12 protein-coding genes and 1 riboswitch are annotated in these 11,432 nt (G+C 55.6%); of the genes, 7 read left to right on the top strand and 5 right to left on the bottom strand.

All coding sequences use genetic code 11. The annotated features are described in order from the left end of the window. Positions 1-74 precede the first annotated feature (74 nt). Positions 75-371, bottom strand: coding sequence for a ubiquinone biosynthesis accessory factor UbiK (gene ubiK / locus BH714_RS20620; protein ID WP_020883634.1), 297 nt, complete (start codon positions 369-371; stop codon positions 75-77). 117 nt (positions 372-488) lie between these two features. Continuing rightward, positions 489-639, top strand: a riboswitch (FMN riboswitch). 105 nt (positions 640-744) lie between these two features. Here ubiK and ribB point away from each other — a divergent pair. Then, on the top strand, positions 745-1,398 hold the full coding sequence (gene ribB / locus BH714_RS20625; RefSeq protein ID WP_014171649.1) for a 3,4-dihydroxy-2-butanone-4-phosphate synthase: 654 nt from the start codon (positions 745-747) through the stop codon (positions 1,396-1,398). Between the two features lie 67 nt (positions 1,399-1,465). Here the strand turns inward: ribB and zupT are convergent, their stop codons facing one another. Further along, positions 1,466-2,239 (bottom strand): zinc transporter ZupT, encoded by a 774-nt coding sequence (gene zupT / locus BH714_RS20630; protein WP_040018817.1) that lies wholly within the window; start codon positions 2,237-2,239, stop codon positions 1,466-1,468. Between the two features lie 196 nt (positions 2,240-2,435). Between zupT and ygiD the strand changes: the two genes are divergently transcribed. Then, positions 2,436-3,224, top strand: coding sequence for a 4,5-DOPA-extradiol-dioxygenase (gene ygiD / locus BH714_RS20635; protein WP_040018818.1), 789 nt, complete (start codon positions 2,436-2,438; stop codon positions 3,222-3,224). 69 nt (positions 3,225-3,293) lie between these two features. On the opposite strand, the gene BH714_RS20640 is transcribed toward ygiD, so the two are convergent. The 3 genes from BH714_RS20640 to tolC form a co-directional block, all read right to left on the bottom strand. Then, positions 3,294-4,454, bottom strand: coding sequence for a glutathionylspermidine synthase family protein (locus BH714_RS20640; protein ID WP_014171646.1), 1,161 nt, complete (start codon positions 4,452-4,454; stop codon positions 3,294-3,296). Positions 4,455-4,456: 2 nt separating this feature from the next. Beyond that, complete coding sequence (locus BH714_RS20645; RefSeq protein WP_014171645.1) at positions 4,457-5,122, bottom strand: DUF1190 family protein; 666 nt, start codon at positions 5,120-5,122, stop codon at positions 4,457-4,459. 190 nt (positions 5,123-5,312) lie between these two features. Then, positions 5,313-6,791: an outer membrane channel protein TolC gene (tolC, locus tag BH714_RS20650; protein WP_020883637.1), complete on the bottom strand. Its 1,479-nt coding sequence runs from the start codon at positions 6,789-6,791 to the stop codon at positions 5,313-5,315. A gap of 204 nt (positions 6,792-6,995) precedes the next feature. Between tolC and nudF the strand changes: the two genes are divergently transcribed. From nudF to parE, 5 genes are read left to right on the top strand one after another with little or no spacing between them, the layout of a single operon-like run. After that, positions 6,996-7,628, top strand: coding sequence for an ADP-ribose diphosphatase (gene nudF / locus BH714_RS20655; protein WP_014171643.1), 633 nt, complete (start codon positions 6,996-6,998; stop codon positions 7,626-7,628). Beyond that, on the top strand, positions 7,625-8,047 hold the full coding sequence (locus BH714_RS20660; protein ID WP_014833293.1) for a DUF1249 family protein: 423 nt from the start codon (positions 7,625-7,627) through the stop codon (positions 8,045-8,047). The genes nudF and BH714_RS20660 overlap by 4 nt, the downstream gene beginning before the upstream one ends. A 27-nt stretch (positions 8,048-8,074) precedes the next feature. Further along, positions 8,075-8,902, top strand: coding sequence for a 3',5'-cyclic-AMP phosphodiesterase (gene cpdA, locus BH714_RS20665; RefSeq protein ID WP_014171641.1), 828 nt, complete (start codon positions 8,075-8,077; stop codon positions 8,900-8,902). Continuing rightward, on the top strand, positions 8,902-9,483 hold the full coding sequence (gene yqiA / locus BH714_RS20670) for an esterase YqiA (RefSeq protein ID WP_032680279.1): 582 nt from the start codon (positions 8,902-8,904) through the stop codon (positions 9,481-9,483). Before cpdA ends, yqiA begins: the two co-directional genes overlap by 1 nt. Positions 9,484-9,511: 28 nt before the next feature. Beyond that, complete coding sequence (gene parE, locus BH714_RS20675; RefSeq protein WP_020883640.1) at positions 9,512-11,404, top strand: DNA topoisomerase IV subunit B; 1,893 nt, start codon at positions 9,512-9,514, stop codon at positions 11,402-11,404. Positions 11,405-11,432: the final 28 nt, after the last annotated feature.

Below are 11,432 nucleotides of genomic sequence, written 5' to 3' on the forward strand. Positions count from 1 at the left end.
CCATCTGGCCCGTTTTTTTCACCCTCTCTTTGCAGGAGAGGGTATCTTCGCAAACAGCCCGTTATACGCGGCTGTTATTCTGCTTCATCAACCGGTGGAATGGCCGGTGCCGGTTTTACTTCCGCTGGCGTATTGCGGTTTTCCAGCTCGTTCAGACGCTGCTCCAGCAGGGCCAGCTTCTCGCGGGTACGCAGCAGAACCTGCGTCTGCACGTCAAACTCTTCGCGGCTGACTAAATCAAGGCGAACCAACTGCGCCTGCAGCGTCTGGCGGATTTTCTTCTCTACGTCATCTCCAAACTCACGAATACCTTTTGGCATAGACTCATGAACCTGACGCGCAATTTGCTCAATTTTCTTCGGGTCAATCATTGTGGCTTCCCTTGATAAGACGGTGTTAATGAACATTGTAGCGCGTCATGCCCCAGGATAAAGGAGATTTTATGTCTGCGCATTGCCCAGGGTAATCAATCGCGTTATAGTTATCTCGCTTATTCTCAGGGCGGGGCGAAATTCCCCACCGGCGGTAAATCAGCGTAACGCTGAAAGCCCGCGAGCGCTTTGGGTCACCACTCAAAGGACAGCAGATCCGGTGTAATTCCGGGGCCGACGGTTAGAGTCCGGATGGGAGAGAGTAACGATCAAGTCGGGCCTGGCCCGCTCACGTTATCTTTTTGCCGCTAATACGGCGCTCCTAAGACTGCCCTGATTCTGGTAACCATAATGTTAATGAGGTTTTTTTACCATGAATCAGACGCTACTTTCCTCTTTTGGCACTTCTATTGAACGTGTTGAACATGCACTGGATGCACTGCGCGAAGGCCGCGGCGTGATGGTGCTTGACGATGAAAACCGTGAAAATGAAGGCGACATGATTTTCGCCGCCGAAAACATGACCGTTGAGCAGATGGCGCTGACCATCCGTCACGGTAGCGGCATCGTGTGCCTGTGTATCAACGAAGACCGTCGTAAGCAGCTCGACCTGCCCATGATGGTTGAAAACAACACCAGCGCCTTTGGAACCGGTTTTACCGTGACCATCGAAGCGGCACATGGCGTGACCACCGGCGTGTCGGCGGCTGACCGTTTGACCACCGTACGTGCCGCGATTGCCGATGATGCGAAGCCATCAGACCTGCATCGTCCAGGCCACGTCTTCCCGTTGCGTGCGCAGGCCGGCGGTGTATTGACCCGTGGCGGTCACACCGAAGCGACCATTGACCTCGTGACCCTGGCAGGCTTTAAACCTGCGGGCGTACTGTGTGAACTCACCAACGACGATGGCACCATGGCACGTGCGCCGGAGTGCATCACCTTTGCCCGTCTGCATAATATGCCCGTGGTGACGATTGAAGATCTGGTGGAGTATCGCCAGGCGCACGCGCGCAAAGCCAGCTGAAAGGGCTGATGTGAAAAAGCCGGGGAAACCCGGCTTTTTTGTTGTGAGACGTTAATGCGCGATTGTTTTAGCCGATCCCTGCCGTTTGCAGCAGCACCAGGCTCAAGCCCATCACCGACATGCCGCACAGCACGCCATAGCTCGGGTTATTATTCGGATCGATCTCTTTCGCCAGCGGCATCAGCTCATCCACGGAGAGCGCCACCATTATCCCGGCCACGGCGGCCATGATAGCGGCCATCACCACAGGCGAGACCAGGCTGCCCAGAATCAACCACGCCAGCACGCCGCCGAGAATTTCGGCCATCCCCGAGATCCCCGCCCAGAAGACCGCGGTCCGTTTCGAGCCCGTGGCGGCATAAACCGGCCCGGCCACCGCCAGTCCTTCAGGAATATTGTGCATTGCTACCGCCAGGGCGATACCAAAGCCCATCTCCAGATTGCTGCTGGCGGTGACATAGGTTGCCACGCCTTCCGGGAAGTTGTGCAGGCTTATGCCGAGCGTTAACAGAATGGCCGTGCGCTTAATATTGCGCGGCATCGGGGTCACGCTTTTTTGCATTAAATCCTGCGGATGCGCGTGCGGCAGCATGCGGTCGAGGGCAAAGTAACCAAGCAGGCCGAATACAAACATGCCATATCCCAGCACCGGAGACATGCCTTCGGTGCCCAGTGCGGCAGGGAGCATCTCCATCAGAGAGATGAGCAGCATGATCCCGGCAGCAAAGCCCAATGAGAAGGCCAGCACGCGGTTAGACGGCTTTTGACCAAGCACACCGAGAATGGCACCGATGAACGTTGCGGCGCCCGCCAGTATAGTCAGGATCAAGGGGACTGACATGCATTGCTCCTTATGATAATGATTATCATTAATATTAATGGTTCATTTCGGTCAAAGCGAGAGGCGAAACCCTGCTTTACACATTCCTTACATTCAAATTTCCTGATGATGATCTTCACGCTTATCAGCGTTCATCCGGGCGAGATTGCGCGTAATGTAGAACCATTAAATTGACACCTTCTGTAAGGATATCACCATGACTTCTTCCCGTATGCCAGCACTGTTTTTAGGCCACGGTAGCCCAATGAACGTTCTGGAAGACAACGTCTATACCCGAGTATGGCGTCATCTGGGCGAGACGCTACCGCGTCCGAAAGCGATTGTGGTGGTGTCTGCGCACTGGTTTACCCAGGGCACGGGCGTGACCGCAATGGAAACGCCAAAAACCATTCATGATTTCGGCGGCTTCCCGCAGGCGTTGTACGACACGCACTATCCGGCACCTGGCTCGCCAGCGCTGGCCCGACAGCTGGTGGAATTACTCGCACCTGTGCCTGTGGCGCTGGATAACGAAGCCTGGGGCTTTGACCATGGCTCGTGGGGCGTACTGATAAAGATGTATCCCGAGGCGGATATCCCAATGGTGCAGTTGAGTATCGACAGCACTAAACCGGCGGCCTGGCACCTGGAGATGGGGCGAAAACTGGCGACCTTACGCGACGAGGGTATCATGCTGATCGCAAGCGGCAACGTGGTACACAACCTGCGTACAGCGCGCTGGCACGGTGAGAACACGCCATACCCGTGGGCGACATCTTTTAACGATTACGTGAAAGCAAATCTGACCTGGCAAGGGCCGGTTGAGGAGCATCCGCTGGTGAACTATCTGGATCACGAAGGCGGTTCACTCTCTAACCCGACGCCGGAACACTTCCTGCCTTTGCTGTATGTACTGGGCGCGTGGGATGGTCAGGAGCCGATCAGCATACCGGTCGATGGCATTGAGATGGGAAGCTTAAGTATGTTGTCGGTGCAGATTGGATAACGTATGCGTGCCTTTCCCAAAGAGAAAGGGCCGGGGTGAGGGCTTCCGCTCGCACCCCGGCACACCCGATCACTCGACGAAAATGTGCGGATAGAACCGTGACAGATCCTGCGTGATCAGCGCGCGATCTTCGCGGATGCCAATCCCGGCTGGCTGATCGTTGATGAGCCAGCTGCCAATCAGGGTATAGCTGTCACCAAACTTCGGCAGTTGATAAAACGCCTGGACGATCATTCCTTCCTCGCCATAAGGCCCTTCAACGGCTTCCAGCGTTTTGCCATTTTCAATAATCGACACGTTCGCCCCTTCACGGGAGAAGATCGGTTTAACGACGTATTTCTCCATCGGCGGGTGATCGTCTTCCGCAAAGTAAGCCGGCAGCAGGTTCGGATGGTTCGGGAACATCTCCCACAGCATCGGCAGCAGGGCTTTGTTGGAGATAATGCTCTTCCATGCCGGCTCCAGCCAGCGCACGCCGGCGTCTTCCAGCTTGGTGGAGAACATTTCACGCAGCATGTATTCCCACGGGTAGAGCTTGAACAGGTTGCTTATCACCTGATCCTGCAGGTCAGTAAACTGACCTTTCTCACCCAGGCCGATATCTTCGATATAAAGAAACTCGGTCGCCACTTCAGCTTCAGCCGCGCAGTCCTGCAGATATTGCACCGTGCCACGGTCTTCTTCCGTGTCACGGCAGCAGGCAAGGTGCAGCAGATTAAAACCATGCTGTTCGCGCAGTTCGGCGAAACGCTCAATCAGCTTTTCCTGCAGACTGTTGAACTGGTCGCTGCCTTGCGGCAGGTTGCCGGCATTGGCCTGGTCTTCCAGCCAGATCCACTGGAAGAACGCCGCTTCGTACAGCGAGGTTGGCGTATCAGCATTGTTTTCCAGAAGCTTAGGATCGCCCACGCCGTCCCACGCCAGATCCAGACGTGAGTAAAGCGAAGGCTGGTGGGTTTTCCACGACTGGCGGACGAAACTCCAGGTGTGCTTCGGAATGCGGAACTTCGCCATCAGCGCGTCGCTGTCGATGACTTTATCCACCACTTTCAGGCACATCTGGTGCAGCTCGGCGGTCACCTCTTCCAGTTTCTCAACCTGGGCAAGCGTGAGCTTGTAGTAAGCGTCTTCACACCAGTATGGCTCGCCGTACATGGTGTGGAAGTTAAAACCGTATTCGGTCGCTTTTTCGCGCCAGTCCGGGCGCTCGGTGATACTGACTCGTTCCATGATCAGCCGCCCATTGAGCGAGTGGACGTGCCTGACGCGCTACGCTGCATGCTGGTCTGTTTCGCCACAGACTCACCGAACCCGCCACGGGTAATGGTGCTGGTGGTCGCGGGTTTCGGAGCCATCGCCGTTTTCGGTACGGTTACGGAGCGGCCAGGGGTGGCTGCGCCATAGCCTTTGCCGCTGGCATCGGTATATTGCCCATAAGCCGGGCTGGCCGGGTTTTTCGAGCTAAACAGCGGCTGCTGCTGGTAACCCGCGCCGCCACTCATCAGGCGGCCCATCATGTAACCTGCCATCAGCGGCATCCAGAAACTGCCGCTGGACTGGGCCTGTGCCTGGTTTTCAGGGGCCGTGCCTGCCTGAGCCGGTGCCTGCTGACACTGACCTTCACCGAACTCTGCTACGCAGTCTTCACGTGAAGCATATTTCGGAGCCGTACGTTCCGCCTCTTTCAGGGCGTTGGTATACGCCGTTTTACACTCTGCGGCGTTGCCGGTTGCAGCAGAGCAGTCGTCCGCGTTTTGATAAAGCGAAACTGTTTCATCGCTTTTCTCACAGCCTGCAAGCATAAAGACAGCCGTGACGGCCAGCGCAACAGGGGTGAGATGACGCGCGTTCCAGCTTTTGCGGAACGAAGCGTGATTGATAGATTTTGTCCGTTTCATCGTTGTCTTCCTGGACCCAGTGGTAATAACGCTCAGGATAGAGGATGAGTGGTTGAAAATGAAGCGATGATGGCCGGAATGAGGGGGATCTTTACGTTGGCTTACGTTCAGGTGTGATTTACGTACGCCCTCTCCCGAAAGGAGAGGGGTATGGCGAAGGCATCAGGCCGCAGTGGGCCCGATGACATGCTTAATTGCGGAACGGATTGTTACCGCTGCTGGCCGGTGCAGTCGTACGTGCGGCAGCTGGCTGCGCGGCAGGTGCAGCACCGTTACCGTTGAAGTTATCAACGGCGGCAACCTGCTCAGGGTTCTCTGGCGCGACATTTTCCGGAGAAGTAGAGACAGGTTTACCCAGGGTGCTGTTCAGCATCTGCAGATCCTGCTCGTTCAACGTACCCAGCGCCTGTTTGATGTTCAGCTGGTTAATCAGGTACTGGTAACGTGCGCTGGAGAGCTGCTGTTTCGCGTTGTACAGCGTGGTGGTCGCGTCCAGGACGTCAACGATGGTACGCGTACCCACGGAGTAACCCGCTTCCATGGCATCAAGAGAGCTCTGCGCAGACACAACGGCCTGTTTGTAGGCGTTGATGCTGCTGATAGAGGCATTCACGTTGTTGAAGGACGAACGAACGGTCTGTACCACGTTGCGGTGGGCACTTTCCAGCTGTTCGCTCGCGCCAACAAAGTTGTACTGCGCCTGTTTCACCTGAGAGGTCACCTGGCCGCCCTGGTACAGTGGCAGCGAGAAGTTCAGACCCACTTTGTTCTGACCCATGTTGCTGTCGTCGTACTGGGACGTGTTCGTTTTAGAACCACTGTAAGTGGTATCAGACACGCCGGTAGACGCGCTCAGGCTCAGGGTCGGCAGGTGGCCGTCCTGTGCCTGACGGATTTGCTCGCGGGCCAAATCCTGGCTCAGACGCGCCTGCAGTAACGTCAGGTTGCGGTTTTCCGCTTCTTTCAGCAGGGCGTTAACGGCCTGCGGTTTATCCGTTTTGAAGCTGTCGACGTTCAGAGACGCCAGCTCAGGGTAGTAATTCCCGGTAACCTGACGCAGGGATTCCAGCGCGTTATCGAGGTTATTACGTGCGGTCACTTCGTTGGCCAGGACGCTATCGTATTGTGAACGGGCGTTCTGAACGTCAGTGATTGCCACCAGACCCACGTTGAAACGCTGGGTGGTTTGATCTAACTGGCGGTAAATCGCCTGTTTCTGCGCTTCGGTGTAGGAGAGCGAGTCAATTGCGCTCAGCACGTTGAAGTATGCGGTGGCGGTGTTCAGGATCAGCGTCTGCTGATCGGTCTGATACGTCACATCCTGGATGCCCGCGCTCTTTTCCTGCAGGGTCAGGGCGCGCCATTTGGACATATCAAACAGCGTCTGTGTTAATTGCAGTGAGGCGCTGGTAGCATTGGAGTTAACGCCATTGGCGTCGCGGAAGCCGTTGCTGTAGGTATAATCTGCACCTAAACCTAACTGTGGCAGCAATGGGCTACGCGCTTCGTTAATCTTTTCAAACGCAGCATCACGATCGGCCGCTGATTTACGTAAATCAGGGTTGCCCAGACGTGCCTGCTGGTAGACCTGTAACAGGTTTTCCGCCTGGCTCATTGCACTGAAGCCCGTCAGGCTCAGGCCGATAAGGATGGGGAGCAATTTCTTCATTTGCATTCCTTGTTGTGAAGCAGTATTAGCGCTGATCTAATTAAAAAATAATTGCCGATTCTAACAGAATCTTCCATACCAAAAGGTTGGCGTTACGTGCCATCTGGCGGTAATTTGCACCAATCTACCATATAGCCTTACAAACGGCAGCCAAACAGCCTTGAAATTCATAATTTCATCACCATTGCTACCAGGACTCGACTCATGCAAAAACCAGAAAACTTGCCCGTGACATTCGCGAAAAACGATGTAGAAATTATTGCACGAGAAACGCTTTATAGCGGTTTTTTTTCAATGGAACTTTACCGTTTCAGGCATCGCCTGTTTAACGGCGAAATGAGCGGTGAAATCAGACGCGAAATTTTTGAGCGCGGGCATGCGGCAGTCTTGCTACCCTTTGACCCAGTGCGTGATGAAGTCGTGCTGGTGGAGCAGATCCGTATTGCCGCGTATGACGTCAGCGCCAGCCCCTGGCTGCTGGAGATGGTGGCCGGCATGATTGAAGAGGGCGAATCGGTCGAAGATGTTGCCCGCCGCGAGGCGCTGGAAGAGGCGGGGCTGGTGGTTGGCCGGACAAAACCGGTGCTGAGTTATCTGGCAAGCCCAGGCGGCACCAGCGAGCGCTTGTCCATTATGGTGGGCGAAGTGGACGCCACGACGGCGGAAGGGATCCACGGTCTGGCAGATGAAAACGAAGATATTCGGGTTCATGTGGTGAGTCGGGAGCAGGCTTATCAGTGGGTAGAAGAGGGGAAAATCGACAACGCAGCGTCTGTCATCGCTCTGCAATGGCTGCAACTGCATTATCAGACTTTACGAAACGAGTGGAAAAAATGAAGCGTTATACACCTGACTTCCCAGAAATGATGCGCCTGTGCGAAACCAATTTCGCACAATTGCGCCGCCTGCTGCCGAAAAACGACGCACCCGGCGAAACGGTGAGCTATCAGGTGAGCAACGCGCAGTATCGATTAACGATAACAGAATCAACGCGCTACACTACGCTTGTCGAAATTGAACAAACGGCGCCCAGCATTAGCTACTGGAGCCTGCCGTCGATGACGGTGCGCCTTTACCATGACGCGATGGTCGCTGAAGTGTGTTCAAGCCAGCAGATCTTTCGCTTCAAAGCGCGGTATGATTATCCGAATAAAAAGTTGCATCAACGCGACGAAAAGCATCAAATTAACCAGTTTTTAGCCGACTGGCTAAGATATTGTTTAGCACATGGAGCAATGGCGATTCCGGTTTGTTAGCGTCATAAACCTACCTAAGGACACCATTTGGAAAGCCTGTTGAACCTGACTGTTGCTGGTGGGGCACCAGTCAGGATATTACAAATCACCGATACCCACCTTTTTGCCGAAAAGCATGAAACTCTGCTTGGGGTGAATACCTGGGAGAGCTATCAGGCGGTACTTAGCGCCATTCACGCTGAAAATCGCCCATGCGATCTGATTGTCGCGACGGGCGATCTGGCGCAGGACCAATCCTCCGCGGCCTACCAGCATTTCGCTGAAGGCATCGCGAGTTTTAGCGTGCCTTGCGTCTGGCTACCGGGAAACCACGATTTCCAGCCTGCCATGTACAGCTCGCTGCAGGATGCGGGGATCTCTCCGGCAAAATGTGTTTTTGTGGGTGACCACTGGCAGATCCTGCTGCTGGACAGCCAGGTCTTTGGCGTCCCACACGGTGAGTTAAGCGACTTTCAACTCGACTGGCTTGAGACCAAACTGTCTGCCGAACCTGAACGTCATACGCTGCTGTTGCTGCATCATCATCCTTTGCCGGCAGGCTGTAGCTGGCTTGATCAACACAGCCTGCGCAACTCTGCCGCGCTGGACAGAGTGTTGGCGAAATTCCCGCGGGTGCAGAATCTCCTGTGCGGACATATTCATCAGGAACAGGATCTCGACTGGAATGGCCGCCGACTGCTGGCCACGCCCTCGACCTGCGTTCAGTTCAAGCCGCATTGCGCAAACTTTACCCTGGACACCATCGCACCGGGCTGGCGCTGGCTCGAACTGCATCCCGATGGCCTGCTCACCACGGAAGTCTGCCGTTTAACCGGCGCAAAATTCCGCCCGGACACCGCTTCAGAAGGCTATTGATGTCTACGCTCCTCTATCTGCACGGATTCAACAGTTCGCCGCGCTCCGCGAAAGCGACGCAGTTTCGCCAGTGGCTGAGCGAACATCACCCGCACGTTGAGATGATCGTCCCACAACTGCCGCCTTACCCGGCGGAAGCCGCAGAAATGCTGGAATCGGTTGTGATGGAACACGGCGGCGAATCGTTCGGCGTGGTCGGTTCTTCGCTGGGCGGATATTACGCCACCTGGCTCTCGCAATGTTTTATGCTGCCTGCGGTGGTGGTTAACCCGGCGGTTCGGCCATTTGAGCTGCTGCGGGACTTTCTCGGGCAAAACGAGAACCCCTACACCGGCCAACAATATGTGCTAGAGTCACGCCATATTTACGATCTCAAAGTTATGCAGGTAGACCCGCTTGAAGCGCCCGATCTTATCTGGTTGCTGCAACAGACGGGTGATGAAGTGCTGGATTACCGCCAGGCAGTGGCGTATTACGCATCCTGCCGCCAGACTATAGAAGAAGGCGGAAACCATGCTTTCACGGGCTTTGAGAATCATTTCACCCAGATTGTCGATTTTCTTGGACTGCACAGCCACTGACAATCAATGCGAACTGCTAGTTTAAATCATGACGCAAACCTATAACGCTGATGCCATTGAGGTACTCACCGGGCTTGAGCCGGTTCGCCGCCGCCCTGGGATGTACACCGATACGACACGCCCAAACCATCTGGGCCAGGAAGTTATTGATAACAGTGTGGATGAAGCGTTGGCTGGCCATGCCAAACGCGTTGACGTCATCCTCCATGCCGATCAGTCGCTGGAAGTCATCGACGACGGACGCGGCATGCCGGTGGATATCCACCCGGAAGAGGGGGTGCCAGCCGTTGAGCTGATCCTCTGTCGTCTTCATGCGGGCGGTAAGTTCTCCAACAAAAACTACCAGTTCTCGGGTGGTTTGCACGGCGTGGGGATCTCCGTGGTTAACGCCCTGTCCAGACGCGTGGAAGTCAATGTCCGCCGCGACGGTCAGGTGTATAACATCGCCTTTGAAAACGGCGAGAAGGTGCAGGATCTGCAGGTCGTCGGCACGTGCGGCAAGCGCAATACCGGGACCAGCGTCCACTTCTGGCCTGACGAAAGCTTCTTTGACAGTCCTCGTTTCTCTGTTTCACGCCTGACGCACCTGCTGAAAGCCAAAGCGGTACTGTGCCCTGGCGTGGAAATTACCTTTAAAGATAACGTCAACAACACCGAACAGACCTGGCGCTATGAAGACGGTCTAAACGACTATCTGTGCGAAGCCGTTAACGGCCTGCCAACCCTGCCGGAAAAACCGTTTGTCGGTAATTTCACCGGTGATACGGAAGCGGTGGACTGGGCGCTGTTGTGGCTGCCGGAAGGCGGCGAGCTGCTGACCGAAAGCTACGTCAACCTGATCCCGACCATGCTTGGCGGTACGCACGTCAACGGTCTGCGTCAGGGGCTGCTGGATGCAATGCGCGAGTTCTGCGAATACCGCAACATTCTGCCCCGGGGCGTGAAGCTGTCGGCGGAAGATATCTGGGATCGCTGCGCCTACGTCCTGTCGGTGAAGATGCAGGATCCGCAGTTCGCCGGTCAGACCAAAGAACGTTTGTCCTCACGTCAGTGTGCGGCGTTCGTCTCCGGCGTGGTCAAAGATGCTTTCACCCTGTGGCTGAACCAGAACGTGCAGGCCGCCGAGATGCTGGCAGAAATGGCCATTTCCAGCGCCCAGCGACGCCTGCGTGCTGCCAAGAAGGTGGTGCGTAAAAAACTGACCAGTGGCCCGGCGCTTCCGGGCAAGCTGGCGGACTGTACCGCGCAGGATCTGAACCGCACCGAGCTGTTCCTCGTGGAAGGGGACTCGGCAGGAGGCTCTGCCAAGCAGGCGCGCGATCGTGAGTATCAGGCGATCATGCCGCTCAAGGGTAAGATCCTGAACACCTGGGAAGTGTCGTCGGATGAAGTGCTGGCCTCGCAGGAAGTGCATGATATCTCCGTTGCGATCGGTATCGATCCGGACAGCGACGATCTGAGCCAGCTGCGCTACGGTAAGATCTGTATCCTCGCGGATGCGGACTCCGATGGGCTGCACATCGCTACGCTGCTGTGCGCGCTGTTTGTGAAGCACTTCAGGACGCTGGTGAAAAACGGTCACGTCCATGTGGCGCTGCCGCCGCTCTACCGTATCGACCTCGGCAAAGAAGTTTACTACGCGCTGACGGAAGAGGAAAAAGCGGGCGTACTGGAACAGCTCAAGCGTAAAAAGGGCAAACCGAACGTGCAGCGCTTTAAAGGGCTGGGCGAGATGAACCCGATGCAGTTGCGCGAAACCACGCTGGATCCAAACACCCGCCGCCTGGTGCAATTGACCATCAGCGACGAAGACGAACAGCAAACCAACGCCATGATGGATATGCTGCTTGCCAAGAAGCGTTCGGAAGACCGACGCAACTGGCTGCAGGAAAAAGGCGATATGGCGGATATTGAGGCCTGATGCCCTCTCTTTACTCCTCTCCCACCGG

It is taken from the genome of Enterobacter ludwigii (genome assembly GCF_001750725.1).
Classification (GTDB): domain Bacteria; phylum Pseudomonadota; class Gammaproteobacteria; order Enterobacterales; family Enterobacteriaceae; genus Enterobacter; species Enterobacter ludwigii.